This window comes from Streptomyces herbicida, assembly GCF_032656585.1.
Taxonomy (GTDB): domain Bacteria; phylum Actinomycetota; class Actinomycetes; order Streptomycetales; family Streptomycetaceae; genus Streptomyces; species Streptomyces herbicida.
This window is the reverse complement of the sequence record NZ_JAUYWJ010000019.1, coordinates 25,695-51,299: the sequence shown is the minus strand read 5'-3', so window position 1 is coordinate 51,299 and position 25,605 is coordinate 25,695. Positions and strand designations below refer to the sequence as shown.

Annotated in this window: 27 protein-coding genes; 13 read left to right on the top strand and 14 right to left on the bottom strand. The window is 70.9% G+C overall.

Features of this window, described 5'->3' with window-relative positions; translation table 11 throughout:
- Window positions 1-20 precede the first annotated feature (20 nt).
- Together Q8A52_RS33690 and miaB are read right to left on the bottom strand one after the other, a co-directional pair.
- Window positions 21-185, bottom strand: coding sequence for a hypothetical protein (locus tag Q8A52_RS33690; protein WP_316758383.1), 165 nt, complete (start codon window positions 183-185; stop codon window positions 21-23).
- Window positions 170-1,684, bottom strand: a complete 1,515-nt coding sequence (gene miaB / locus Q8A52_RS33685) for a tRNA (N6-isopentenyl adenosine(37)-C2)-methylthiotransferase MiaB (RefSeq protein WP_316758381.1) — start codon at window positions 1,682-1,684, stop codon at window positions 170-172. The genes Q8A52_RS33690 and miaB overlap by 16 nt, the downstream gene beginning before the upstream one ends.
- A gap of 277 nt (window positions 1,685-1,961) precedes the next feature.
- Between miaB and Q8A52_RS33680 the strand changes: the two genes are divergently transcribed.
- Both Q8A52_RS33680 and Q8A52_RS33675 read left to right on the top strand, forming a co-directional pair.
- On the top strand, window positions 1,962-2,312 hold the full coding sequence (locus Q8A52_RS33680; RefSeq protein WP_316758379.1) for an ArsR/SmtB family transcription factor: 351 nt from the start codon (window positions 1,962-1,964) through the stop codon (window positions 2,310-2,312).
- 249 nt (window positions 2,313-2,561) lie between these two features.
- Window positions 2,562-3,953 (top strand): hypothetical protein, encoded by a 1,392-nt coding sequence (locus Q8A52_RS33675; protein ID WP_316758377.1) that lies wholly within the window; start codon window positions 2,562-2,564, stop codon window positions 3,951-3,953.
- A 6-nt stretch (window positions 3,954-3,959) separates the two neighbouring features.
- Here the strand turns inward: Q8A52_RS33675 and Q8A52_RS33670 are convergent, their stop codons facing one another.
- Complete coding sequence (locus Q8A52_RS33670; protein WP_316758375.1) at window positions 3,960-4,367, bottom strand: pyrophosphohydrolase domain-containing protein; 408 nt, start codon at window positions 4,365-4,367, stop codon at window positions 3,960-3,962.
- An 87-nt stretch (window positions 4,368-4,454) separates the two neighbouring features.
- On the opposite strand from Q8A52_RS33670, the gene Q8A52_RS33665 reads away from it, so the two are divergent.
- On the top strand, window positions 4,455-5,453 hold the full coding sequence (locus Q8A52_RS33665; protein WP_316758373.1) for a TAXI family TRAP transporter solute-binding subunit: 999 nt from the start codon (window positions 4,455-4,457) through the stop codon (window positions 5,451-5,453).
- On the opposite strand, the gene Q8A52_RS33660 is transcribed toward Q8A52_RS33665, so the two are convergent.
- Entirely contained in the window at window positions 5,432-6,883 is a 1,452-nt protein-coding gene (locus tag Q8A52_RS33660; RefSeq protein WP_316758371.1) for a sensor histidine kinase, read from the bottom strand. The two genes, Q8A52_RS33665 and Q8A52_RS33660, sit on opposite strands and share 22 nt — an antisense overlap.
- Window positions 6,884-6,892: 9 nt before the next feature.
- Complete coding sequence (locus Q8A52_RS33655; RefSeq protein WP_316758369.1) at window positions 6,893-7,579, bottom strand: response regulator transcription factor; 687 nt, start codon at window positions 7,577-7,579, stop codon at window positions 6,893-6,895.
- A 297-nt stretch (window positions 7,580-7,876) separates the two neighbouring features.
- Between Q8A52_RS33655 and Q8A52_RS33650 the strand changes: the two genes are divergently transcribed.
- The 8 genes from Q8A52_RS33650 (at window position 7,877) to Q8A52_RS33620 (ending at window position 14,280) form a co-directional block, all read left to right on the top strand.
- Window positions 7,877-8,653, top strand: coding sequence for an amino acid ABC transporter ATP-binding protein (locus Q8A52_RS33650; protein WP_316758367.1), 777 nt, complete (start codon window positions 7,877-7,879; stop codon window positions 8,651-8,653).
- An 84-nt stretch (window positions 8,654-8,737) separates the two neighbouring features.
- Window positions 8,738-9,577 carry a glutamate ABC transporter substrate-binding protein gene (locus Q8A52_RS33645; RefSeq protein WP_316758365.1) on the top strand — a complete coding sequence of 280 codons (840 nt, stop codon included), beginning with the start codon at window positions 8,738-8,740 and terminating at the stop codon, window positions 9,575-9,577.
- Window positions 9,578-9,688: 111 nt separating this feature from the next.
- The gene (locus Q8A52_RS33640; RefSeq protein WP_316758363.1) at window positions 9,689-10,354 is read left to right on the top strand and encodes an amino acid ABC transporter permease; all 666 of its coding nucleotides are present in this window, start codon (window positions 9,689-9,691) and stop codon (window positions 10,352-10,354) included.
- Entirely contained in the window at window positions 10,351-11,259 is a 909-nt protein-coding gene (locus tag Q8A52_RS33635; protein WP_316758361.1) for an amino acid ABC transporter permease, read from the top strand. Before Q8A52_RS33640 ends, Q8A52_RS33635 begins: the two co-directional genes overlap by 4 nt.
- 174 nt (window positions 11,260-11,433) lie before the next feature.
- Window positions 11,434-13,071 (top strand): FAD-dependent monooxygenase, encoded by a 1,638-nt coding sequence (locus Q8A52_RS33630; protein ID WP_316758359.1) that lies wholly within the window; start codon window positions 11,434-11,436, stop codon window positions 13,069-13,071.
- 51 nt (window positions 13,072-13,122) lie between these two features.
- Complete coding sequence (locus tag Q8A52_RS49220; RefSeq protein WP_361618595.1) at window positions 13,123-13,236, top strand: putative leader peptide; 114 nt, start codon at window positions 13,123-13,125, stop codon at window positions 13,234-13,236.
- Window positions 13,237-13,336: 100 nt separating this feature from the next.
- The gene (locus Q8A52_RS33625) at window positions 13,337-13,882 is read left to right on the top strand and encodes a cupin domain-containing protein (protein WP_316758358.1); all 546 of its coding nucleotides are present in this window, start codon (window positions 13,337-13,339) and stop codon (window positions 13,880-13,882) included.
- Entirely contained in the window at window positions 13,879-14,280 is a 402-nt protein-coding gene (locus Q8A52_RS33620) for a rhodanese-like domain-containing protein (RefSeq protein ID WP_316758356.1), read from the top strand. The genes Q8A52_RS33625 and Q8A52_RS33620 overlap by 4 nt, the downstream gene beginning before the upstream one ends.
- A gap of 157 nt (window positions 14,281-14,437) precedes the next feature.
- On the opposite strand, the gene Q8A52_RS33615 is transcribed toward Q8A52_RS33620, so the two are convergent.
- The 4 genes from Q8A52_RS33615 to recA all read right to left on the bottom strand — a co-directional run bounded on the left by Q8A52_RS33615 (window position 14,438) and on the right by recA (window position 19,865).
- A complete protein-coding gene (locus Q8A52_RS33615; protein ID WP_316758355.1) occupies window positions 14,438-16,966 on the bottom strand; it encodes an ABC transporter permease in 2,529 nt (842 codons plus the stop codon).
- Window positions 16,963-17,577 (bottom strand): ArsR/SmtB family transcription factor, encoded by a 615-nt coding sequence (locus Q8A52_RS33610; protein WP_316758353.1) that lies wholly within the window; start codon window positions 17,575-17,577, stop codon window positions 16,963-16,965. The genes Q8A52_RS33615 and Q8A52_RS33610 overlap by 4 nt, the downstream gene beginning before the upstream one ends.
- A 299-nt stretch (window positions 17,578-17,876) precedes the next feature.
- Complete coding sequence (recX, locus tag Q8A52_RS33605; RefSeq protein WP_316758351.1) at window positions 17,877-18,737, bottom strand: recombination regulator RecX; 861 nt, start codon at window positions 18,735-18,737, stop codon at window positions 17,877-17,879.
- A 3-nt stretch (window positions 18,738-18,740) separates the two neighbouring features.
- Window positions 18,741-19,865, bottom strand: coding sequence for a recombinase RecA (gene recA, locus Q8A52_RS33600; protein ID WP_316758349.1), 1,125 nt, complete (start codon window positions 19,863-19,865; stop codon window positions 18,741-18,743).
- A gap of 345 nt (window positions 19,866-20,210) precedes the next feature.
- Here recA and Q8A52_RS33595 point away from each other — a divergent pair, with 345 nt between their 5' ends.
- A complete protein-coding gene (locus Q8A52_RS33595; RefSeq protein ID WP_408649299.1) occupies window positions 20,211-20,972 on the top strand; it encodes a hypothetical protein in 762 nt (253 codons plus the stop codon).
- Between the two features lie 9 nt (window positions 20,973-20,981).
- On the opposite strand, the gene Q8A52_RS33590 is transcribed toward Q8A52_RS33595, so the two are convergent.
- Together Q8A52_RS33590 and Q8A52_RS33585 are read right to left on the bottom strand one after the other, a co-directional pair.
- Window positions 20,982-22,250, bottom strand: a complete 1,269-nt coding sequence (locus tag Q8A52_RS33590) for an AI-2E family transporter (protein ID WP_316758347.1) — start codon at window positions 22,248-22,250, stop codon at window positions 20,982-20,984.
- Between the two features lie 60 nt (window positions 22,251-22,310).
- Entirely contained in the window at window positions 22,311-22,505 is a 195-nt protein-coding gene (locus Q8A52_RS33585; RefSeq protein WP_316758345.1) for a DUF3046 domain-containing protein, read from the bottom strand.
- An 80-nt stretch (window positions 22,506-22,585) separates the two neighbouring features.
- Between Q8A52_RS33585 and Q8A52_RS33580 the strand changes: the two genes are divergently transcribed.
- Complete coding sequence (locus Q8A52_RS33580; protein WP_316758343.1) at window positions 22,586-23,530, top strand: hypothetical protein; 945 nt, start codon at window positions 22,586-22,588, stop codon at window positions 23,528-23,530.
- A gap of 12 nt (window positions 23,531-23,542) precedes the next feature.
- Here the strand turns inward: Q8A52_RS33580 and Q8A52_RS33575 are convergent, their stop codons facing one another.
- The 3 genes from Q8A52_RS33575 to Q8A52_RS33565 are packed head-to-tail and all read right to left on the bottom strand — an operon-like array spanning window position 23,543 to window position 25,523.
- Window positions 23,543-23,851 carry an AzlD domain-containing protein gene (locus Q8A52_RS33575; protein ID WP_316758341.1) on the bottom strand — a complete coding sequence of 103 codons (309 nt, stop codon included), beginning with the start codon at window positions 23,849-23,851 and terminating at the stop codon, window positions 23,543-23,545.
- Complete coding sequence (locus tag Q8A52_RS33570; protein ID WP_316758339.1) at window positions 23,848-24,660, bottom strand: AzlC family ABC transporter permease; 813 nt, start codon at window positions 24,658-24,660, stop codon at window positions 23,848-23,850. Before Q8A52_RS33570 ends, Q8A52_RS33575 begins: the two co-directional genes overlap by 4 nt.
- Complete coding sequence (locus Q8A52_RS33565) at window positions 24,561-25,523, bottom strand: AraC family transcriptional regulator (protein ID WP_316758337.1); 963 nt, start codon at window positions 25,521-25,523, stop codon at window positions 24,561-24,563. Before Q8A52_RS33565 ends, Q8A52_RS33570 begins: the two co-directional genes overlap by 100 nt.
- Window positions 25,524-25,605 lie beyond the last annotated feature (82 nt).

The window sequence follows — 25,605 nt, the reverse complement described above, 5'->3', positions numbered from 1 at the left end:
GGACCGCCGTACGGCGGACGTCATTCCCCGTCGAGCACGTCCGCCGGATCGATCACCGTGGCGTCGAGCACGTCCGCCGGATCGATCACCGTCGCGTCGGGCATGCCCACCGGATTGATCACCAGCGCGCCGAGCGCGCCGGCAGCCGCCTGTCGGTCACCGCCGTGCGTCAGTCGCAGCCGCAACCGCTCGTCGCCACCGGCAGCGGCGCCGGGGCGCCGATCTGCGGCAGGCCGAGCATCACGCCGGCCGGCTTCGCCGCCTCCGCCGCGGTGCGCTTCGCCCAGGCGTCACCCGCGCGCGTGGGGCGCACATCGAGGACGGCGCCCTCGGCGAGGAGGTGGTGCGGGGCGGCGTAGGTGATCTCGACGGTGACCACGTCGCCGGGGCGTACGTCCTGCTCCGGCTTGGTGAAGTGGACCAGGCGGTTGTCGGGGGCGCGGCCGGAGAGGCGGTGGGTGGCGCCGTCCTTGCGGCCCTCGCCCTCGGCGACCATCAGTTCCAGGGTGCGGCCGACCTGCTTCTTGTTCTCCTCCCAGGAGATCTCCTCCTGGAGGGCGACGAGACGCTCGTAGCGCGCCTGCACGACCTCCTTGGGGATCTGGTTCTCCATGGTGGCGGCCGGAGTGCCGGGCCGCTTGGAGTACTGGAAGGTGAAGGCCTGCGCGAACCGCGCCTCGCGGACGACGTGGAGGGTCTGCTCGAAGTCCTCCTCGGTCTCGCCCGGGAAGCCCACGATGATGTCGGTGGTGATCGCGGCGTGCGGGATGGCGGCGCGGACCTTCTCGATGATCCCGAGGTAACGGTCCTGCCGGTACGACCGGCGCATCGCCTTCAGGACGGTGTCCGAGCCGGACTGGAGCGGCATATGGAGCTGCGGCATCACGTTCGGCGTCTCGGCCATGGCCGCGATCACGTCGTCGGTGAAGTCGCGGGGGTGCGGGGAGGTGAAGCGGACGCGCTCCAGGCCCTCGACGGTGCCGCAGGCGCGCAGCAGCTTGCTGAAGGCCTCGCGGTCACCGATGTCGGAGCCGTACGCGTTGACGTTCTGCCCGAGCAGCGTGATCTCGGAGACGCCCTCGCCGACCAGTGCCTCGACCTCGGCCAGGATGTCGCCGGGGCGGCGGTCCTTCTCCTTGCCGCGCAGGGCCGGGACGATGCAGAAGGTGCAGGTGTTGTTGCAGCCGACGGAGATCGAGACCCAGGCCGCGTACGCGCTCTCGCGCCGCGTCGGCAGCGTGGAGGGGAACGCCTCCAGGGACTCGGCGATCTCGACCTGCGCCTCCTCCTGGACGCGGGCGCGCTCCAGCAGGACCGGCAGTTTGCCGATGTTGTGCGTCCCGAAGACGACGTCCACCCAGGGCGCCCTCTTCACGATCGTGTCGCGGTCCTTCTGCGCCAGACAGCCACCGACCGCGATCTGCATGCCGGGCCGGGACGCCTTCTTCGGCGCGAGGCGACCGAGGTTGCCGTACAGCCGGTTGTCGGCGTTCTCCCGTACGGCGCAGGTGTTGAAGACGACGACGTCGGCGTCCCCGTCCGACCCCTCGGGGGCGCGCACATAACCGGCCTCTTCGAGCAGCCCGGACAATCGCTCGGAATCGTGGACGTTCATCTGGCACCCATAGGTGCGTACTTCGTAGGTCTTCGCGCCCACGGGCCGGCTCCGGTCGATGCTGCTCATGTGACAAGGGTAGGGGGTTCCCGGAGCGCCCCCTCGCGATGGAGCTGCTTAATTGCGAAATTTAGCAATTACCCAGGGTGTGGCATCCCGTGATGGATCCGGCCCTGCTGATCCTGAGCGCCGTCGGCAGCGGCACCGGTTCGGACTCCCGCCGCGGGTTCGGATCCGACCTGGCCCCACGAGAAGATGGCTGCATGTTCCTGACGAGTGGGTGGACACGATGCGCCGAGGTCCGGCCGGCGGTGCCGTGCCGCCATGCCGGGGAGGGGGCGGCACCGTGAGTACGCCGCTGTACCAACTGAAGGCCGAGTTCTTCAAGACGCTCGGCCACCCGGCGCGCATCCGCGTCCTGGAGCTGCTGAGCGAGCGCGAGCACGCGGTCGCCGAAATGCTGCCCGAGGTGGGCATCGAGCCCGCGCATCTGTCCCAGCAGCTGGCGGTGCTGCGGCGCGCCAACCTGGTCAAGACCCGCAAGGAGGGCGCGAACGTGTACTACTCGCTGACGAGTCCGTACGTCGCCGAGCTCCTGCGCGTGGCCCGCACCATCCTGTCCGGCGTCCTGGCCGGACAGGCCGAGCTCCTCGCCGACCTGCAGGCCGCGCAGGGTGAGGAGAAGCCGTCGTCGTAGCGGCGGGACCGTCCGGGAATACGGGTGGGTGATCCGGCCTCCAACGCGGCCTGAAATCGCCGTGGTTCAGGTCACGTTCGGATGTGACCGGATTGTGGACGCCGAGTGTGCGCGGCCATGGCATGCTCATGGCTCGTCACCGAGTTACCGGCCAGTACGACGCATTGCCGCCGTCCGCCGGTACCTCCTTGCCACCCCCCACCTTCAGGAATCACCTTGCGCAGACGCACGAGGCACACGCATGCCCTCATGCCCGCCTTCGCCGTGACCGCCCTCCTGTTCGCCGTCGGGTGCTCCTCGTCCTCGCCGCAGGCCGAGCAGCACGCCGCCGGCCGGAGCCGGCAGACCCAGGGCCCGGACGGCACCGCCACAACCGCCGCGGACCACTCGCTCAGCGTCGCCGCCGCTCCCGCCGCCACCCCGGCCGCGGCCGCGGGCCCGGCCGGCTCGGGCAGGGCGGCACACAAGACCACACTCACCGTCAGCTCGTACGACAGCAAGACCCGACGGGCCGTCATCTCCCAGGGGAAGAAGCCGAGTTCTCCCTCCCCTTCGGCCTCCTCCCCCTCCCCGAGCGCCTCCGCCGGCCGGCACGAGGCCGCCGTCGGTGACGTCATCGCCAGCGCCCCGGCACCCGGTGCGCCGCACGGTCTGCTCGCCAAGGTCACCGAGGTGATCGGCGAGACCGACAAGGGCACGGAGGTGCAGACCGAGCCCGCCGCGCTCAACGCCCTGCTCGGCGACGACACGGCCAAGGGCACCGTGCCCGTAGACCCGGCCTCCTTCGACATCGACAAGCTGCTGCCCGACGTCAAGGTCTCCTGGTCCAAGACCGGTGATGTGCACGTCGGTCCCAAGGGCGCCACGGTCCCGCTGGGCAGCCTGCGGCTCGACGTCTCCGCCGAGGTGCCCACGTCCGAAGGCTCCCCGGTGTCGGCAGCCGCGTCGGTGTCCGGCTTCGTGCAGGTCGCTCCGCAGGTCGACTTCAAGTACGGCGGCCAGGGCACCGACACCGCACCCGGCTCCGCCTACCTGGGCGTGTCCGGCGACTGGACCTCGGGCTGGGCCGTCAAGGGCCGCGCCGCCGCCTCCGCCACGCCGCTGCGCATCCCGTTCGCGAAGCTGCACGCCGACCCGGTGCTGCAGGTCGGCCCCGTCCCGGTCGTCGTCAACCTCGACCTGACCTGCTACTTCCAGATCAGCGCCGACGGCAAGGTCACCGTCGATGTGCAGCAGAGCCTCAAGGGCGACTTCAAGGCCGGCGGCACCTTCGGCGCGGGCAAGGGCTGGTCCCCGGTGAGCGCCTCCGACATGACGAGCACACCGGTGCGGACCTCGGTGACCGCCGCCGGGAACGTGAAGACCACGCTCGGCGCGGAGGCCTCGGTCGGTCTCTACGGCACCGTGGGCGTCACCGCCGACCTGGCGCCGTACCTGCGCGGCGAGGCCTCAGGGACGGTGGAGGCCTCGTCGGACACCGCCGGCGCGAAGACCACCGGCAAGTGGGGCCTGTACGGCGGCGTGGACCTGTCCGGCACCCTGCGCCTCCAGCTGTCGATCTTCGGCACGCCCATCCTCCAGCGGAGCATCCCGCTGGGCGCGCTGCACCGTGAGTGGCAGCTCGCGGGCGACTCGATCTGAGCGACCTCAGGCGCCGCCGGGTATCCATCCCTGGCGGCGCAGGACGGCCGTCACGTCCGGCGCCGCGTAGTGCTCGCCCTTGAGGACCTTGCCGTCGGCCCGGCGGGCGACCTGGCCGTCGGGGCCCAGCTTGCTCATGTTGGAGCGGTGCACCTCGGCGATCACCGCGTCCAGGTCGATGCCGTGGACGAGGGCCGTGCCATAGGCGACGTACACGACGTCGGCCAGTTCGTGTGCGAGCCGGTCGAGCGGGCCGGCCACCGCGACCTCGGCGACCTCCGCGGCCTCCTCGGCGAGCAGCTCCCCGCGGTGCGCGGCCAGCTCGGCGGACACCTCCGTCGGCCTGCTGCGGGCGTCCAGGCCGAAGGCGAGGTGAAACTCACGGACGAGGTCGGCGGGCGAGGAGTTGCTCATACGGCGACTCTAGCGGCCGCCACCGACAAGCCCCCGCGGCAAGCCCGGCGCTGGTCAGGACCGCGGGGGGCTGGCAGGATCGCGCGCATGTCCAAGGTGTTCCCCGGTATCGGCAGGCGTCGCGCGCTCCAGGGCGCGGCCGCCGGCTTCGTCGCGTTCGGGCTGCTGCTGTGGTGGCTGCTGCCGCTCGGCGAGGAGCCGCCGAGCGGGACGATCGTCTTCAGCACCGGCACGCCCCGGGGGGTCTACCAGGAATACGGCGAGCGGCTGCGCACCGAGCTCGACAGGGACATGCCGGGGCTGACGGTGAAGCTGCTGAACAGCGCCGGTTCGCAGGAGAACGTGCGGCGGGTGGCGACCGGGAAGGCCGACTTCACCATCGCGGCGGCCGACGCGGTGGAGTCGTACGAGCTCCAGCACCTCAGCGGTGCCGGGCGGCTGCGCGGTGTGGCCCGGCTGTACGACGACTACGTCCAGCTCATCGTGCCGCGCGACTCGCGTGTCAGGTCCATCGCCGACCTGAAGCACAAGCGGGTGGCCATAGGGCTGCCCAACTCGGGGGTGCGGCTGATCGCCGTCCGGCTGCTCAAGGCCGCGGGGATCGATCCCAAGAAGGACATCACGCCGGTGTCCGACGGCATCGACACCGGGCCCGACAGGCTGGAGAAGGGGAAGATCGACGCGTTCTTCTGGTCCGGCGGGCTGCCCACCAACGGGCTGGCCCAGCTCACCAGGACCTTCGACTTCAGGTTCGTCCCGATCGACGGCGACGTGGTGAGCAAGCTCCACTCCGAGGGGGACACCGCCCGCTACTACCGGGCCACCAACATGCCCGAATCGGCGTACCCGTCCGTCCAGCAGGGGTCGACGGTGGCGACGATCGCGGTGTCCAACCTGCTGATGACCCGCAAGGACATGGACCCCCGGCTGACCGAGTGGGTCACCCGAACCGTCATCAAGAGCCGCGACGACATCGGCGCCCACGTCCACTCCGCCCAGCTGGTCGACCTCCGCACGGCCATCTATACCGACCCGCTCACGCTGCATGAGGGGGCACGGCGTTACTACCGGTCGGTAAAGCCGTAACGGGCAGGGTGGACCACCCCCGCCGCCTGAGCCACCGACTCGCTCCTCGGCACCCTCACCGTCACGCTCAGGCCCCGCGGGGCATGGTGCTCGTACTCGATGGAGCCGCCGCCCGCCGCGAGGAGGGCGCGGGTGATGGAGAGGCCGAGGCCGGAGCCCTTCACGTTCTGGTGGCGGCCGCTGCGCCAGAAGCGGTCGCCGACGCGGGCGAGTTCCTCCTCGGTGAGGCCGGGGCCGGTGTCGGTGACCACGACCGTCGAGGACTCGCCGTTGGAGGCGACGGTCACCGTGACGGTGCCGTCCTCCGGGGTGAACTTCACGGCGTTGTCGATCACCGCGTCCAGCGCGCTGGACAGCGTGATCGGGTCGGCCCAGCCGGTGGTCGGCGGACAGTCGCCGGTCAGCCGGACTCCCTTCGCCTCGGCCGTCGGCGACCACGCGGCCAGCCGCTCGGCGGCCAGCTGTCCGACGTCCGTCAGCCGCAGGTCCGCCTCGGCGTGCTCGGCCAGCGCGAGGTCGAGGAGGTCGTCCAGGACCTGCGCGAGCCGCTTGCCCTCGGTGCGGACCGAGGCGATCTCCTCGTTGCCCTCGGGCAGTTCGAGGGCGAGCAGTTCGATGCGCAGCAGCAGCGCCGAGAGCGGGTTGCGCAGCTGGTGCGAGGCGTCGGCGACGAAGGCACGCTGCTGCTCCAGCACGTCCTCGACGTTGTCCGCCATCTCGTTGAACGACCGGGCGAGCCTGCGGAGTTCCGGCGGCCCGCCGGCCACCGCGACCCGGGACTTCAGCCGCCCGGTGGCGATGTCATGGGTGGTGGCGTCGAGGACGCGTACCGGCCTGAGCACCCAGCCGGTCAGCCGGAGCGCGGCCCCAACGGCCAGCAGCATCGCGGCGATCTCACCGGCCCCGATCAGCAGCCAGCCGCGCAGCGTCCGCGACCGCATCTGCCCGGTGGGCGAGTCGGTGAGCACGACCGCCACGACGTCTCCGTCCCGGATCACCGGCGAGGCGACGATGAGGTGGCTGCGCTGCCAGGGCCACACCTGCTCGGGGTCATGGCTGCGCCGGCTGAGCAGCGCCTCGTCGAAGGCGTCCCGCGCCTCCCCGCTCTGGGGCAGGAACCAGTCGTCGGGTGCGTTGGCCATCGCCGCACCGTTGCGGTAGAAGACGCCCGCGCGAATGCCGTAGACCCCGCAGTAGCTGGTGAGTTCGCGGCGCAGCGTCTCCTTGCGGTCGTCCTCGGCCGGGTGCGGGGACCCGGTGCCGTCGGTGACGAACTGGGCGAGCGCCGCGAAGCGCGCCGTGTCGTCGATCCGGTCGACGACCACCTTCTGCTGCTGGGCCGCGGCCACGCTGACGGCGAGCGGAAGGCCCAGTGCGAGCAGCACGGCCGCCATCAGGACGATGAGCAGCGGCAGGAGACGTGTGCGCACCCGTCCCCGCTACGCGGCCGGGGCGACGAGTCGGTAGCCGACGCCGCGTACGGTCTCGATCAGCGCGGGCATGCGCAGCTTGGCCCGCAGGGAGGCGACATGCACCTCCAGCGTGCGTCCCGTGCCCTCCCAGCTGGTGCGCCACACCTCGCTGATGATCTGCTCCCGCCGGAAGACGACTCCGGGGCGCTGGGCGAGCAGCGCGAGAAGGTCGAACTCCTTGCGGGTCAGTTGGACGACCGAACCGTCGACGCTGACCTGACGCGTGGGCAGTTCGATGCACACGGACCCCAGGCGCAGCGCGCTCTCGGTGCCCGGCACGGCGTCCTCATGGGTGGTACGCCGGCTGACGGCGTGGATCCGGGCGAGCAGTTCCCCGGTGTCGTACGGCTTCACCACGTAGTCGTCGGCGCCGAGGTTGAGGCCGTGGATGCGGGAGCGCACGTCGGAGCGGGCGGTAACCATGATCACCGGGGTGCTGGTGCGCTTGCGGATCTTGCCGCAGACCTCGTATCCGTCCTGGTCGGGCAGGCCGAGGTCGAGCAGGACCACGCCGAAGCCGGGGCCCTCGGGGACGAGCGCCTGGAGTGCCTCCTCGCCACTGCGGGCGTGGGTGACATGGAATCCGTGCCGCGCGAGGACCGCAGAAAGCGCCGCGGCTACATGGTTGTCGTCCTCGACGAGCAGCAGTCTCATCCCGGCCCCCTCCGGTTCAGTGGTCGTACGGGTCTGGTTCGTTCTCGGCTTGTAAAAATCGCGTGCCCGCGCGCGGGCACCAAGGAAGTCACGCCGATGGATGATGATGACGTCAAGAGGGTTCCGGTTGCCTGCGGGTTCCGTTACCCGGCCGATACGTGGCCAGACCACAGCTGCTACGACACGTGTCCGATTGCTATCGGATCGTGATGCTCAGATTCCCCTCAGATGTAATGACGCTGGTCATTCGGGGTTACTACATTCCTCCGAAACCGAGGAGGACGGAGCCCGAAAGCGATGACCGAAGTATCGGTGGCCAAGCAAGACACGGCCGCGACCGGCGACCTGGTCGTCCTGCAGAGCGTCAACAAGCACTTCGGCGCGTTGCACGTACTCCAGGACATCGATCTGACGATCGCCCGCGGCGAGGTCGTGGTGGTCATCGGGCCCTCCGGGTCCGGGAAGTCCACCCTGTGCCGCACCATCAACCGCCTGGAGACCATTGACTCGGGCACCATCACGATCGACGGAAAGCCGCTGCCCCAAGAGGGCAAGGAGCTGGCCCGGCTGCGGGCGGACGTCGGGATGGTCTTCCAGTCGTTCAACCTCTTCGCGCACAAGACCGTGCTCGAGAACGTGATGCTGGGCCAGATCAAGGTCCGCAAGACAGACAAGAAGCAGGCCGGGGAGAAGGCCCGGGCCCTGCTCGACCGGGTCGGTGTGGGCACCCAGGCCGACAAGTACCCGGCACAGCTCTCCGGCGGCCAGCAGCAGCGCGTCGCCATCGCGCGCGCCCTGGCCATGGGTCCGAAGGTCATGCTCTTCGACGAGCCGACCTCGGCACTGGACCCCGAAATGATCAACGAGGTCCTCGAGGTCATGCAGCAACTCGCCCGCGACGGGATGACGATGATCGTCGTCACCCATGAGATGGGCTTCGCACGATCGGCTGCAAACCGGGTGGTCTTCATGGCCGACGGCCGGATCGTCGAACAAGCTGCGCCCGACCAGTTCTTCAGCAATCCGCGCAGCGACCGGGCCAAGGACTTCCTCTCGAAGATCCTGCACCACTGACGGCGCGCGTCCGCGCCGCGGACGACCGACCTGTGTCACCTGCCTGACGGCTCCCTTCTCTTCACCAGACAAAGGATGTTCACGATGAAGCTCCGCAAGGTCACCGCCGCCTCGGCCGTCGTACTCGCCCTCACCGTGTCCGCCACCGCGTGCGGCGGCGGCAAGAAGGACGACGGTGGCTCCTCCAGCGGCGGCGGCAAGATCAAGATCGGCATCAAGTACGACCAGCCCGGCCTCGGCCTGAAGGAGCCGGACGGTTCGTTCTCCGGCTTCGACGTCGACGTGGCGACCTACGTGGCCGGCAAGCTCGGCTACAAGCCCAACCAGATCCAGTTCGTCGAGACCAAGAGCGCCGACCGGGAGAACGCCCTCTCCCGTGGCGACGTCAAGTTCATCACGGCCACCTACTCGATCAACGACGAGCGCAAGCAGAAGGTCGACTTCGCCGGCCCCTACCTGCTGGCCCACCAGGACCTGCTGGTCAAGAAGGACTCGGACATCAGCAAGGCCACGGACCTCAACGGCAAGAAGCTGTGCTCCGTGGTCGGCTCCACCTCGGCTCAGAACGTGCACGACACGATCGCCCCGAAGGCCAACCTGAAGGAGTACAGCGGCTACTCGGAGTGCATCGCCGCCCTGCAGAGCGGCGCCGTGGACGCGGTGACCACCGACGACTCGATCCTCGCGGGCTTCGCCGCGCAGGACAAGTACAAGGGCCAGTTCAAGCTCGCCGGGCTCAAGCTCAGCAACGAGAACTACGGCGTCGGCGTGAAGAAGGGCGACACCGCAACCCTCGACAAGATCAACAAGGCGCTGGAGTCGATGGTCAGCGACGGCTCCTGGCAGAAGGCGGTCGAGAAGAACTTCGGCCCGGCCGACTACAAGAACGAGCCCGCGCCGAAGATCGGTCAGATCGTCAAGTAAGGCCGACCCCAGCTCCGCAGGGTTCCCCGGGCGCGCCGTCGCCCGCCGCGATCACGGCGGCGGCGCGCCTTGCCCTCCTCGTACGCCACACACCCGGAAGCGCGGGAGATCGTGTTCGACTTTCTTGAAGGTTACGACGTCCTCGGGGCGTTCTGGATGACGGTGAAACTCGCCGCCCTCTCCGCCCTGGGCTCCCTGGTCTGGGGCACCCTGCTGGCCGGGATGCGGGTCAGCCCGGTCCCGCTGATGCGCGGGTTCGGCACCGCCTATGTCAACATCGTCCGGAACATCCCCCTGACGGTCATCATCCTCTTCACGTCGCTCGGCCTCGCCGACATCTTCGGCGTGACGATGGGCGCCTCCGACTTCAAGGTCCAGGGCTTCAGGCTGGCGGTGCTCGGTCTGATCGCCTACCACGCGGCCTTCGTCTGTGAGGCGCTGCGATCCGGCATCAACACCGTGCCCCTGGGACAGGCCGAGGCGGCCCGCGCGATCGGGCTGACCTTCAGCCAGACGCTCCGGCTGATCGTGCTGCCCCAGGCGTTCCGTGCGGTCATCGGCCCGCTGGCCAACGTCCTGATCGCACTGACCAAGAACACCACCGTGGCGGCCGCGATCGGCGTGGCCGAGGCCGCCTACCTGATGAAGTCGATGATCGAGAACGAGGCCCAGACCCTGGCCATCGGCGCCGTCTTCGCCTTCGGGTTCGTGGTTCTGACCCTTCCCACCGGCCTGATTCTCGGCTGGCTGGGCAAGCGACTGGCGGTGAAGCGATGAGCTCCGTTCTCTACGACACCCCCGGCCCCCGGGCCAAGCGGCGCAACCTCGTCTTCACGGTGCTCTTCGTCGTCCTGCTCGCCCTGCTGCTGTGGTGGGTCTGGCGGACCCTGGACGACAAGGGCCAGCTGAAGTGGACCATGTGGCAGCCGTTCACCACGTCCGAGGCGTGGACGACCTATCTGCTGCCCGGCCTCGGCGACACCCTGAAGGCCGCCGCGCTCTCCATGGTCATCGCGCTGCCCCTGGGTGCGTTCTTCGGCATCGCGCGCATGTCCGACCACCAGTGGGTCCGCATACCGGCCGGCGTCGTGGTCGAGTTCTTCCGCTCGATCCCGGTCCTGCTGCTGATGCTGTTCGCCAACGAGTACTACGCCCGCTTCACGGACGTGACCAGCGACGACCGGCCGCTCTACGCGGTCGTCACCGGCCTGGTCCTCTACAACGCCTCGGTCCTCGCGGAGATCGTCCGGGCCGGCATCAACGCCCTCCCCAAGGGACAGACGGAAGCCGCGAAGGCGATCGGTCTGCGCAAGGGCCAGACCATGACCAGCATCCTGCTCCCGCAGGCGGTCACGGCCATGCTCCCGGCCATCGTCAGCCAGCTCGTGGTCATCGTGAAGGACACCGCGCTGGGCGGTGTGATGATCGGCTACACCGAGCTGCTCAACACCCGCAGCACACTGGCGGCCAACTACGCCAACGTCATCCCCAGCTTCATCGTGGTGGCCGTCATCTTCATCGCGGTGAACTTCGCCCTCACCACCTTCGCAAGCTGGCTGGAGGGCAGGCTGCGCCGCAGCAAGCGGAGCACGGGCGCGGTCCTCCACGCGGAGGACGCGGTGGAACTCAACCCTGCCGAGGTCAGGGGGAGCTTCGGGACCGGTGAGGGCGGCAGTATCTGATGATCTGTCAGGCCTGTTGAGGGACACGGGGCAGTGGCGTGATCGCCACTGCCCCCGTCACTTGACGCAAACCCCGCCAATGGGTTGCATACGTTCTGTGATCGTGCACCCTGCCCCGACTTCTTGTTCACACATGTCCGTCAGAGCACAGCTGCGGGCAGGGGGCGGCCTGCCGTGGACCCGGTGATCATCGTCGGTGCGGGGCCCGTCGGGCTCACGACGGCCCTGGCGCTGGCCCGTCACGAGGTGCCGTCCGTCGTCCTCGACGAGGGGCCCGGCAAGGACGAACCACGCGCCGCCCGCACGGCCGTACTGCGCGAGGAGACCGCCGCGCTGATGGAGCGGCTGACCGGCGTTCCGCTCTCCGAGCGGGGCGTGCGCTGGGCCGGATGGCGGTCTCTGCGGCGCAAGCAGGTGATGCGCGAGCTCGTCTTCGACGACACCGAACTCGCCCCGCTGCACGTGGCACAGCACGTGCTGACCAACACGCTGCGCACCGCCCTCGCCGACGAGCCGCTGGTCAGGATCGCCGTGGACAGCCGGCTCGACACGATCGAACAGGAGCGCTCGGGAGTCACCGCGCACACCCGCGGCCCCAAGGGCACCTGGTGGCGAGGCAGCTATCTGGTCGGCTGCGACGGCCCGCGCTCGACCGTACGCAAGCTGCAGGACATCCGCTTCCCCGGCCGTACGGCGGTGGAGCGACACGCCGTCGCCGCACTGCGTGTGGAACTTCCCTGGCCCGGTCAGGCGTTGCTCCACCGGATGCCGCCGTGGCGGACGTCCGGACCCTCGGCCGGGGAGGTGACCGCCCGCCCCCTCCCGGACGGCGTGTGGCGCCTGGACTGGCTGCTGCCGCCGGGCAGGGACCTGGTCACGCCCGACCTCCTGGTGACCCGTGTCCGCGAGACCCTCGCGGGCTGGACGGACGGCCCCACACCGACGTACGAACTCCTCGACACCGGAGTCCACACGGTGCACCACCGCCTCGCCCGCCGGTGGCGTGCCGGCCGGGTCTTCCTCGCCGGGGACGCGGCGCACCTGCTCGGCGCGCTGGGCACCCAGGGGCTGGACGAGGGGCTCAGGGACGCCGACAACCTCGCCTGGAAGCTGGCCCTGGCCTGGCACCACGGACCGCACGAGGCGCTGCTCGACAGCTATCAGGCGGAGCGGCGCGCGGTGGTCGCCGCCCGGTTGCGCGCCGCCGACCAAGTGCTGCCGGTACTGCGCGGCAATGGCGGGCTGCGCTCGTACGTCCCCGGCTCGGGCCGGGGGCATGATGCGCTGCTCACGGACGGTCACCTGGGGCGCGGGGCGCTGGGCGCGCCGGGCTCGTACGCCGGCTCACCTCTCGCACCCCGGCACTTGGAGGGGGAGGTTTCCGTCGACACCCCTTCAGGCGCGCAGGTGGCCGATGTGCGGGTCACGGCGGAGGACGGCTCCTTCGTACGGCTGCGGGACCGGCTCGGGCGTGGCGTGCTGCTGGTCGTGCTGATCGCGCCGGGCACCGGCGTGTGGGACCGCAAGCACTGGGTGTCCGCGGGCCTCATGCCCCGGCTGGCCGCCGCGGTGACCGCGCTGCCGCATCCCGCGGAGTTGCTGGTCGCCGAGGAGTACCCGGGAGCGCCGGCGCACACCGTGCTGCTCGTGCGCCCCGATGGTCATCTGGTCACCGCGCTGACCGGGGTCCGGCCGGCCGACCTGTACGCGGCGGCGGAGGCGACCCTCGGCGGGGCGGTGAAGGCGGAGAAGGAAACAGAGACGGAAGCGCAGGCAGAGGCCGGAGCCGGGGCGAGCTCCAGCGCGCGTTGACCGTGAGTGCGGTCACCCTCCGGTCCACATAGTGACCGTCGGTTGACCGTTATGCACCGGCATGGTGTACTCCGGATCGTGACAGACACCGATGTGCGCCTGTGGCGGAGGGTCCATATGGACCTGGTCCGCTATGCGGGCTGCGTGTGTCCCACGTCCTGCTGAATTCGCATCGCTGAATTCGCAATCCCTCTCTCTTCCCGTCGCGCGCCGTTCCCCGCATCGCCGCGCGTCACCTCAGCGAACGCACCTCAGGACGGTGTACGTGTCTGTCTCTCCCTCTCTCTCCACCACTCCCCTCGCCCCGGGCTCCGCTTCCGCGCCCACACAGGCGGACCTCCTCGACTTCGTACGGCGGGTGGCCGCCGACGCCGAGCTGATCGCCTCGCTCCCGCTCGACCCGGAGGGCCGCACCTGGGTGCGTCTCGAGGGCCCCGGCGGCAGCGAGGCCTGGCTGATCGGCTGGCCGCCCGGCACCGGCACCGGCTGGCACGATCACGCCGAGTCCGTCGGCGCCTTCTTCACCGCGACCGGAGAACTCAAGGAGAACTCCCTCGCCGTCCGGCTGCCCGCCGACGGATGGAAGACCCTGGAACTGGCCGACGACGTGGACCGCGAGCGGCGGCTGCCGACCGGACAGGGCCGCTCCTTCGGCCGGCACCACGTCCACGAGGTGCTCAACGAGTCCGCCGACCGGCACGCGATCTCCGTGCACGCCTACTACCCGCCCCTGCCGCGGATCCGCCGCTACAGCCGCACGGGACCGGTGCTGCGCCTGGAGCAGGTCGAGCGTCCGGAGGACTGGCAGTGAGCGGGACGGAAGAACAGCCGGTGGGGATCGACGAGCTGCTGGAGCGGGTGCGCGACGGTTACCGGCGGATCGATCCGCTGGAGGCGTACGACTCGGTGCGGGCCGGTGAGGCCCTGCTGGTCGACATCCGTTATGCCGCCCTGCGTGAGCGGGACGGGCTGATCCCCGGCGCGCTCGTCATAGAGCGAAACGAGCTGGAGTGGCGCCTGGATCCGCGCGGCAGCCATCGCGCCCCCGAGGCGACCAGCCACGACCTGCGCGTGGTGGTGGTCTGCAACGAGGGCTACGCGTCCAGCCTGGCCGCGGCCTCCCTGCACCGGCTCGGCCTGCACCGGGCGACGGACCTGGTCGGCGGCTTCCAGGCGTGGAAGGCGGCAGGGCTGCCGGTCACGTCCTGACGCGCGGCCACTTCTCGGACGGGCAGTGCCGCGGGGCCATGTCGGTGGTGGGCACGGCGCTCGGGCGCCGGATCCACACCGAACCCAGAAGGCCCTCACCCCTTCAAGCACCACGAAGGCGTATGTCGCCCGTCACCAACCTCCCCGGACAGCACATCTAGTCCTTCGCGGTCGCCACCGTCACCGCGCGCACCCTGAGCGCCACGCGTCCCGGGAGCGCGGTGGCCACGAGGGCGAGGACGGCGGCGACCGCGACGACGGTGACATAGAGCAACGGCGTGACCGTGGGCGCGGCCCGGCCCGTCATACCGATACCGAACGCGGTCAGCACGGCGAGGGCGATGCCGCTGCCGAGCGCCGTGGCAAGGAGCAGGACCGACAGCGCCTCGGTGCGCAGCATCCGGAGCACCTGACGTCGGGTCGCCCCAGCCAGGCGGAGCAGCGCGAACTCCCGGACGCGTTCGGAGACCGACATGGCGAGCGTGTTGACCACGGCGATGGCCGTGAAGGCCAGTACGAGCCCCATGGCCAGATAGTTGACCTCGGCGTTCGCCTGCTGCCGGTCGGCCTGGAGCGAGTCGGCGGCGGCCGGGGAAAGAATTTGGAGTCCCGGGAACTTACGGAGAGTAGTCGCGAGTTGTGTCTGTGTACGGGTCGTGCTGACGAGGACGGAGGAGGCGAGCGGGTTGTCGACGTGGTGGGCTACGAGGTCGTGCGCGAAGGTGAGGTCGCCGAAGCCGAGACCTCGGGCGTAGACGGCGGCGACGGTGAGCGTGGCGGGCGTACCGTCGCCGAGCGTGAGTTTCAGGGTGCTGCCGGGCTTCAAGTGGTGCTGATCCGCGAGCAGTTCACTGACCGCGACGGTGTTCCCGGTCAGCCGGTCGAGGGAGCCGGCGGTGATCTTCGGGTCCCAGGTACGGGTGAGGCCCGCGGGGGTGACGCCCTGGGCAGCGTACTTGTCCAGGCCGACGCGGACGGTCGTGCGGACCACTTCGGTGGCGGTGTCGTGGTGGGTACGCAGCTGCCGTGCGGCCTCGGCCGGGACGCCGGGCCCCTGGGCGGCGACGACCCAGTCCGCGATGACGCCCTCGCGCGCCTGGGCCCGGGCGGCGCCACCGAGGGTCGACTGGACGAACAGCACGGTGCAGGTCATGCCGATGAGAAGCGTGAGGGGGGTGACCGCGGACGCCATCCGGGCGGCGTTCCCGCGCAGGTTGGCGGTGGCGAGCCGACCGCTGTGACCGGTGAGCCGCAGCGGGCCTGCAAGCAGCAGTGCGGCCGCCCTGACCAGCAGGGGACCGAGCAGAGCGACAGAGGTCGACAGGACCACGACGGCGAGGAAGGTCACGGGAGTCGAGGCAGGCTCGGTGCGCAAGGAGGTGAGGACGACGACGAGGACGATTCCGCCGGCGAGCAGCAGCAGACCGGCGACGATCCGCCCCCAGGCGGTGCGGGCACGCTCGGTCCTGGCCTCGGCCAGTGCCTCGGCCGGGCGGATCCGGGCAATCCGGCGCGAGGCGATACGGGCCGCTGCCCACGCCCCGAACAGGGTCGCCACCAGTGCCGCAAAGGGCGGGAAGACGCTGACGGTGTGCTGCAGTGTGTCGGGTACGGCGCCCAGGGCGACGAACCGATCGTGCAGCAGACCGCCCAGGGGAAGCCCAACGAGTGCGCCGACCGCGCCCGCGGCCGCACCGACGACCAGGGCCTCGCGGCCGAGCAGCTTGCGGATCTGTCCGGATGTGGCGGCGATGGCGCGGAGCAGGGCGAGTTCGCGGTGGCGCTGCTGGACGGAGAGCGCGAAGGTGCCGACGACCACGAGGACCGCCACGAGCAGCGAGGTTCCGCCCATCGCGCCGCCCATGCTGACGAGCCGGGTCCGGGCCGCTGCCGCATCCAGAAACTCGACGGGTCCACGGGCGTCTCCGCTGCTGACCTGAGCGGTGGTGCCGTGCAGCGCCCGCGCCACGGCCTCTCGCAGCCGGTCCGGGGCCGTGCCCTTGGCGGGGAGCACGCCATAGGCGGTCACCTGCCCGGGGTGCGCGGCCAGTCGGCGGGCCTCGGCGGCGGAGAAGAACAGCGACGTCTGATGGCGTACGTCCGTGGCAGGAGCGGCGATTCCGGAGATCCGGTAGCTGCGCGGGGACTGCGCCGACTGCACGGTGAGGTGGTCACCGGGCCGAAGGTGGGCGCGTGCGGCCAGGTACCGGTCGACGACGAGGTCGGTGGTGGCCCTGGGGGCGATGCCGGCGGTCAGCCGGTACGGCGTGAGCGCGGCGGAGTCCCAGGCGTGTCCGTAGGCGGTACGGCCGCCGGTTCCGGCCGGGGTCAACGGCTCGGCCAGGAGGGTCAGTTCGGGGACCACCCGGGCGACGCCCGGGGTGCGGGCGAGGGTGCGCTCCAGGCCGGCCGGGAGCCAGGCACGTTCGGCGATGGGTTTCGCCTTGTGCTTGATCTTGGTCTTGCCCTTCTTGTGCTTCACGGTGGTCTGGTGGACGTTCTGGTCGGCGGATACCACGACGGGGGCCGCCGCGTAGCGCTCGGTGCGGATCGTGCCGCGCAGGCCGGTGTCGAGAAGGGTGCCGCAGGCGGTGATGAGTGCGGCCGCGCACATCAGGGCGAGGAAGGCGCCGAGGAATCCGGCCTTGCGGGCGCGGACGGTCTGGAGGGCGTAGCGCAGCATCATGAGGGCCGTGTCTCTTTTCTGTTGTCGGTCCGGGTGGTGTCGTCGGCCGGGGCGGGGAAGGCGAGCAGGCGTGTGAGCACGGTGCGGGCGTCGGGCGGGGTGTCGGCCTCGGGGCGCTTGTAGCGGTTGAGGAGGGCGATGTACTCCTCGAAGAACTCACGGAGTTCGGGCAGGGTCAGCCGGATGGTGCCGCGTGAGTAGGGGAAGGCGTCCGCCCATGGGTCACCCTCGTCCGTGTCCAGCTGGACCTGCTCGAACAGCTCCAGATCGGCGGCGTAGGCGTGATGGTTCAGCTCGTCCATGACGTGGCGGAGTTCCGCGCTCTGCCGGCTGCGCGGCGGGAATCGCAGGTCTCCGGGGACGGCTCGCCACCAGCGTTGACGACCGTGGCCGGTGGCAGCGGTGGTCTCCTCGACGAAGCCGTACCGGGCGAGTTCACGCAGGTGGTAGCTGGTCGAGCCGGTGTTCAGCCCCAGCGCGCGGGCGAGGGTGGCGGAGGTCGCCGGACCGTGCACGGTGAGGTGCTGGAGCATGCGCTGCCGACGCGGGTGGCCGAGCGCCTTGAGCGCGGCGAGGTCGGACAGCTCGACGGGAGCGGGCGGTACGGGCATGCGTACACGGTCGTTTGTGCACAGGTGTCTGTGCACTGCGGTGCTCCGGCCTCTTCGGACGGGGGTTAGCCCCACCCCGCCCATGGAAGAACGGCCCGGCAGGCGTCGCCGGGGGCGCGCGATCGGTGGCTGCCGGGAAGCGGTACACCCGGTCGGCGAGCATGCGCCGGACCGGGAGCGGTACCGGCGGCCGGCGGTGCCGTCGGAGCGGCGGTGGTGCGGGTGCGCGACGATCAGAGGCCCTCACGAAGGCCCTCAACCGGTCGGAGTCGGTCGGCCGCTCGGGGGCCGACGGTGGCTCAGAGCTCCTCGCCCTCGAGGAACTCCGTGTCCTCGCCCTCTTCTTCCAGCGCCTGCCGGACCACCCGTAGGGCCATGCCCTCGGAGTACCCCTTGCGGGCGAGCATGCCCGCGAGGCGCCGTATCCGCTTGTCGCGGTCGAGGCCGCGGGTGGCGCGCAGCTTGCGGGCGACGAGTTCGCGGGCGGTCGCCTCCTCCTGCTCGGAGTCGAGTTGGGCGACGGCCTCGTCGATGAGCGTCGAGTCGACGCCCTTGGTCCGCAGCTCACGTGCGAGCGCGCGCCGGGCCAGCCCCCGGCCATGGTGTCGGGACTCCACCCAGGCGTCGGCGAACGCGCTGTCGTCGATCAGACCGACTTCCTCGAACCGCGACAGGACTTCGTCGGCGACGTCGTCCGGGATCTCCCTCTTGCGCAGGGCATCCGCGAGCTGCTTCCGCGTGCGCGGGGTCCCGGTGAGCAGGCGCAGACAGATCGCCCGCGCCCGCTCAGCCGGGTCCCCCGGGTGCTCCTCCTTCTCGGCCCTCGACGAGGAGAAGGAGCCCCCGTCCTCATCAGGCGCCGCACCGGACGCCTCACCGAAGCCACCGCGCCCGCGACGTCCGCGCGAGCCGCCCCGGGCACGCGTCCCACGGCCACCGCGCCGCGAACCGCCGCGCGGCTCGTCGCCGTACGGATCGTCCGGGTCATGGCTCGGATCGCCCCCGTAGGACCCGTCGCCCCCGTACGGCCCGGTGTCCGCGAACGCGCTGTCGCCCCCCGTACCGTCGCCCGTCCAGGCAGGACCCGCGCCGCCTCTCCCCCGACGCTCACGCGGAACGTCGGGGTGCGCGTACTCGGCCCAGTCGGTTCGTCGTGTCACGGGTCAGCTCTTGGCTGCGCCGGCCTTGGGCTTGGCGGCCTTGCCGGCTGCCGGGGCGGGCACCGTCTTCTCGGCGTCCGTGCCGGCCGCGCCCGCGGCGTCGGCGCCCGGCTCGGCGGTGGGCTCCTCCGGGCGCACTCCGACGCCCAGCTTCTCCTTGATCTTCTTCTCGATCTCGTTGGCCAGGTCGGGGTTGTCCTTGAGGAAGTTGCGCGCGTTCTCCTTGCCCTGGCCGAGCTGGTCGCCCTCGTACGTGTACCAGGCGCCGGCCTTGCGGACGAAGCCGTGCTCCACACCCATGTCGATCAGGCCGCCCTCACGGCTGATGCCCTGGCCGTAGAGGATGTCGAACTCCGCCTGCTTGAAGGGCGGCGCGACCTTGTTCTTCACGACCTTGCAGCGGGTGCGGTTGCCGACCGCCTCCGTGCCGTCCTTCAGGGTCTCGATGCGGCGGATGTCGATGCGCACCGAGGCGTAGAACTTCAGCGCCCGGCCACCGGTCGTGGTCTCCGGGGAGCCGAACATCACGCCGATCTTCTCGCGGAGCTGGTTGATGAAGATCGCGGTGGTCTTCGACTGGTTGAGCGCGCTGGTGATCTTCCGCAGGGCCTGGCTCATCAGACGGGCCTGCAGACCGACGTGGCTGTCGCCCATCTCGCCCTCGATCTCCGCACGCGGGACGAGCGCGGCGACGGAGTCGATGACGATGAGGTCGAGGGCGCCGGAGCGGACCAGCATGTCCACGATCTCCAGGGCCTGCTCGCCGTTGTCGGGCTGGGAGAGGATGAGGTTGTCGATGTCGACGCCGAGCTTGCGCGCGTACTCGGGGTCGAGGGCGTGCTCCGCGTCCACGAACGCGACCTGACCGCCGGCCTTCTGTGCGTTCGCCACGGCGTGCAGGGTCAGGGTCGTCTTACCGGAGGACTCCGGGCCGTAGATCTCCACGACGCGGCCGCGCGGCAGACCACCAACGCCAAGGGCCACGTCGAGCGCGGTCGACCCGGTCGGGATGACCTCGATGGGCTCCTTCGACCGCTCGCCCATGCGCATGACCGCGCCCTTGCCGAATTGCCGTTCAATCTGTGCGAGCGCGGCGTCGAGCGCCTTCTCGCGGTCGGTTCCTGCCATGGGTTCCACCCGGTTTGCTTGAGTCGATCGCTTCACGTCAAAGACGCTAACGCCTGCCACTGACAATGCGCCCCGACGCCGGCCCGGCCTGTGGACAACTCGGCTACTTCTCCACCCAAACCGTGTCGAAATCCCCGTCGAGAGCCTCGCCCGAGCCTCCATGAGAATGGATGTTCGATTTTCGTGTCAAGCGCACCAGGTGACGCCCCACGGCGGCCCGGCGCACGGCTACTCCGGGCGGCGTACAACGGATGTCTTCGACCGGACGACGACGGTGCGGGACGCCCCCGGGAGCCTTGAGCCATGCTTCGGTCCCCGTCCTGGTCCCTGCGAAACCCGCGGTCCGTGAAGGACCCACCGCCCATCAACGCCCACCGCGCCGCCGAGCGTCTCTGTCACGCGACCGGCCTGCTCCTCGTCGCCTCCGGTCTCGCGCACCTGGTGGTGTTCGCGGCCGCCGGCGGCCCCTGGGACGGTCCCGTCTCCTGGCGCAAGCCCGTCACGTTCGGGCTCTCGTTCGGGGTGACGCTGATCGCGGTCACCTGGGTCACGTCGTATCTGCGCGTCGGACAGCGGCTGCGCACCGTGCTGCTCGTCGTGTTCGCCGCCGACTGCGTGGTGGAGGTCGGCGGCATCACCCTCCAGGCGTGGCGCCGGGTGCCGTCGCACCTCGACATGGAGACCCCCTTCGACACGGCTGTGTCCATGACGCTCGCGGTGGGCGGCGGTGTCCTCGTGGTACTGCTCACCGTCTTCGCGGTGGCGTCCTTCCGGCACCGGCCGACGGGCCCGGCGGGCATGCCGATGGCGGTGCGCTCCGGGTTCGCCATCCTGCTCGTGGCGCTGGCCTCAGGCGCCGCGATGATCGCCCGCGGGGTGGTGCTCACCCGGACCGGCCACCAGGAGGCGGCGTACCACTCGACGGCGCCGCTGAAGCCCCTGCACGGAGTGAGCCTGCACGCCGTCCTCGTCCTGCCGGCGCTGGCGTGGCTGCTGTCGCGCACGTCCTGGAGCGAGCGGACGCGGCGGCGCATCGTGGCGGTCGCGGTCGGCTGCTACGCGACCGCCGTGGCCGGTGCCGGGGTGTGGGCGGTCCTCACGTACTGAACCCGTGCCTCAGGAAGACTCCTCCGGGAGTCCTGCCCCGGACTCCGCCGCACCCGGCTGCCCCGCCCAGAGCCGACGCGCACGCGCGATCAGGCCGGGGCCGCCCGCCCCGCGTGTGCGGTGCCCCTGCACCCGGGGGTCGTCCGTGACCTCGTACCTCTTCACGTACGCGCCCAGGAAGGCCTGCAGCGTGGCGACCGCGGGGATGGCGATCAGAGCACCGACGGCACCGAGCAGTGCCGTGCCCGCGATGACGGACCCGAAGGCGACCGCCGGGTGGATGTCGACGGTCTTCGAGGTCAGCTTGGGCTGCAGCACATAGTTCTCGAACTGCTGGTAGACCACGACGAAGGCCAGCACCCACACCGCGTACCAGGGGTTGACCGTGAACGCGATCAGCATGGGCAACGCGCCCGCGAGATAGGTGCCGATGGTGGGGATGAACTGCGAGACCAGGCCCACCCAGACGCCCAGCACAGGTGCGTACGGCACGCCCAGGGCCTGGAGCAGGATGTAGTGCGCGATCCCGGAGATGAGCGCCATGAGGCCGCGCGAGTAGAGGTAGCCGCCGGTCTTGTCCACGGCGATCTCCCAGGCGCGCAGCACCTCGGCCTGCCGGGCGGGCGGCAGGACGGAGCACAGCGTGCGGCGCAGCCGCGGCCCGTCGGCGGCGAAGTAGAACGAGAAGAGGGTGACCGTCAGCAGCCGGAACAGCCCGCCGAGCACCTGGGCGGAGACGTCGAGGACACCGGCGGCGCTGGTCTGCGCGTACTTGCGCAGCCAGTCGGAGTGGAGCAGCCCCTCCTGGACGTCCACGCGTCTGAGGTCGGTGTGGAACGTCTGGTTGACCCAATTGATCAGCGCGTCGAGATAGCCGGGGAAGCCCTCGACCATCTTGACGATCTGGCCCGCGAGCATCGAGCCGAGCAGCGTGATGAAGCCGGCGGTCACGATCATCAGGCCGAGGAAGACCAGGAAGGTGGCGAGCCCCCTGCGCATTCCGTGAGCGGACATCCAGCTCACCGCGGGTTCTATCGCGAGGGCCAGGAAGACCGCGATGAGTATGTTGATCAGCAGGCCGGTCAGCTGGTGGAAGGCCCAGCTGCCGAGCTGGAACACGGCGACGAGGGCGAGCGCGAGCACCAGGGCGCGCGGCAGCCAGCGCGGCATGCGGGAGGCCGGCCCGGCGGCGCCCTCGGCCGGGGGCCGGGCGGGCGGCGTCGTACCGAACGGGGATGCGTGCTGGGCGAGCTGCCCGGTGTCGTCAGTGGGTGCCACGGTGCAAGTGTCGCCCACGCTGCTGACAGCCCATTGCCGGCCTGCGATCTTCGCTACCGATCAGCGCCTCTCCCCCGGCACGTTCATGACGGTGCAGACCACCCGCCACACGTCCTTGGCCTCCCAGCCGGCGTTCAGCGCCTCGTGCACCGTGCGTCCGCCCAGCTCCGCCATCACATGATCGCGCGCGAAGGTGTCGGCGTACCCCGCACCGAAGTGTTCCGCCATCCGCTGCCAGAAGACCGTCAACCGCATGACACCAGTATCCCGCCCCTTGGGGTGGGCCCTGCCGGGGACCGCCTTGCGAGACCGCTTTCCGTCCTACGGTCTGACGCATGCCCGAAACAGGAGCTTCTCCACTCCCCCCTGTGTCCCCGGCGCGCACACCGCTCTTCCGCGCCGAACAGTTCGTCTGGCTCACCGCGCGCGTGCTGGAGCAGCGCCTGTTCGCCTTCCACTTTCTGAACGGCGGCGCCGATCCGGTGGAGACGGCGCTGGACGCCTACCGCAACGAGGACGACGGGTACGGCCATGCGCTCGAGCCCGATCTGCGCGGCCCGGTGAGTCAGCCGCTGCACACGGGCCACGCGCTGCGCGTCCTGGACGCGGTGGGACGGTGCGGTGGGCAGCGGGCGGAGCGCGTGTGCCGCTATCTGACGTCCGTCTCCACCTCGGACGGTGCGCTGCCGGCGATCCACCCCAGCCAGCGCGGCTATCCGGCGGCCCCGTTCATCCCGATCGTGGACGACCCGCCCAGCGAGCTCCTGGCCACCGGACCGGTGGTGGGCCTGCTGCACCGCAACGAGGTGTGGCACGCCTGGCTGTTCCGGGCCACGGACTTCTGCTGGCAGGCCGTGGCCGGTCTGGAGAAGTCCCACCCCTACGAGGTCGAGGCCGCGGTGGCCTTCCTGGACTCGGTGCCCGACCGCCCGCGCGCGGAGGCGGCCGCCGACCGCCTGGGCCGCCTGGTGCGCGAGCAACGGCTTGCGGCACTGGACCCGGAGCGGCTCGAAAAGTACCCCGTCGCGCCGGGCTACGCCCCTGGCGAGCACCACTTCCCGCACGACTTCGCGAGGACACCGCAGTCGCTCGCGCGCGCGTGGTTCACGGACGAGGAGATGACACGCTCCCTGGACTTCCTCGCGGCCGAGCAGCAGGAGGACGGCGGCTGGCCGGTGCGCCGGCGTCAGTGGGCGCCCGGCACGGCCCTGGAGGCCCGCCCCATGGTGACGATCGAAGCCCTGCGCACCCTCAGGGCGTTCGGCCGGTTCGTGGGCTGAGCCACGGCGCCGTCATCCTCCGACGGCCCGCACCCCCGCCGTCACCACCACGGCCGCCGCGACGACGAGCAGGAACGGGGCGCGCAGCACCAGCGCCACGGCGGCGGCCGCGAGCCCCGCGGCCCGGGCGTCCAGCACCAGCGCGTGCCCGTGGGCGAAGGTCTGCTGGGCCGTGAGGGCGGCGAGGAGGGCGACGGGCAGCAGGGCGGCGAGCCGTTTGACCAGCGGGCGCTCCAGGGCGCCCGCGGGCACGAGCAGTCCGGCGAATTTGACGGCGTAGCAGCCGAGGGCGGTCGCGCCGATCGCGATCCAGGTGTTCAACGGTCTTCCCTCGGTGCGTCGTCGGGTACTGGTGCGTCTGGTGCGTCTGGTGCGTCGACGGGTACTGGTGCGTCGACGGGTACGTCGTGTCGGGTGCGGCTCCTGCGGCGGCCCGCTGCCCACAGGGCAACCGGCGCCGCGAGTGCGGCCACCAGGACGGGCACGCCGGCGGGCAGAACGGGCAGCAGGCCGAGTCCGAGCAGCACGGCCAGGCCCGCGGCGGCGCGCTCGGTGGTGGTCTTCACCATGGGGGCGAGCAGCGCCAGGAACACGGCTGGTCCGGCCGCGTCGAGGCCCCACGCCTCGGTGTCGCCGATGGCCTTGGCGCCCAGGGCGCCGAGCAGCGTGGTGAGGTTCCACAGCAGGTACAGGCTGAGCCCTGTGACGGTAAAGCCGATCCGCACGGCGCGCCGGGTCGGCTGGGCCAGCGCCACCGCCGTCGTCTCGTCGATCACCCACTGGGCGGCCAACGGCCGCACCGCGCGCGGGAGGGCCAACAGCTGCGACAGACGGAGCCCGTAGAACGCGTTGCGCACCCCGAGGAAAAAGGCCCCCGCGGCCGCCGTGAGCGGGTTACCCCCGGCCGCCAGCGCCCCCACCAGGGCGAACTGCGAGGCGCCGGTGAACACCAGGAGGCTGAGCGCGCAGGTCTGCAGCAGGCTCAGCCCGCTGCCGGCCGAGGTCACCCCGAAGGCGAACCCGGACAGTCCTACGGCGACCCCGACTCCGAGGGCGTCCCGCACGACGGCGGCGTCCGGTTTGCCTCCGTCGTCGGCGTGTATGTCTGCGAGAGCTGCCTGTTGTGCCACGCGTCGGACGTTACGAGCTGTCCGCGCCCCGGGTCTTGTACGTTCTTGCGCTCTCGCTGGTACGCCCCCGGGGGCACGCCGACGATCCGGGCGAAGTGCCGGTTGAGGTGCGGCTGGTCGGTGAAGCCGACGGCGACGGCCGCCTCCGCGGGTGCGGTCCCGGCGTCCAGCAGGTGCCGTGCCCGGCGCACCCGGGCGTCGGTCAGCCAGGCGTGGGGCGGCATGCCGTAGGTGTCGCGGAACGCCCGTAGCAGCGCGAAGGGGCTGGTCCCCAGGTCGGCGGCCAGCCGCTCCAGAGTGGGCGGCTCGGTCATCCGATCCTCCAGCACGGCACGTGCGCGTGCCGCGGTGCGGGCCCCGGCAGTGCGCACCTCGCGCCGCGGCAGCGGCCCGCCGTTGAGCCGCAGCAGCCGGGTCACGGCCACCCGCAGCAGGGTGTCGGCGGCCAGCGCGTTGCCCTCGTCGGCGGCGCGCAGCACCTGGTGCACCAAGCCGACGGTGTAGGGATCGTCGAGCACGGGACCGACGAAGCCGGGGGTGCCGCGGATCGTGGTGGTCTCCGCCGCGATGGCGCCCACCACTTCGGGCGACGGGTAGAGCGCCCCGTACCGCCAGCCCTCCGGAACGCCCGCCCGCCCCGTGTGCGGGGTGTCCGGATTGACCAGTGCGAGCGCTCCCGCGCCGGCGTGGACATCGGCCCCGCGGTGGTGGAAGACCTCGACGCCGTCGGCGATGGCGGCGATCACGAAGTTCTCGTGGGTGTGCCGGACGAAGGTCTTGCGTATGTATCGCGCCCGCAGCAGGTCGACGCCGGGCAGTTCCTCGTACTGCCAGTGCCTCGCCCGCTCGCCCGTACCCGCCATGAGGTCATTCTCCTGCACATCGGCGGTCCCACCCGCGCCGGCGGCCGGGCCGGGCCATCGGGTTGGGTCGAATTTTCCCAGG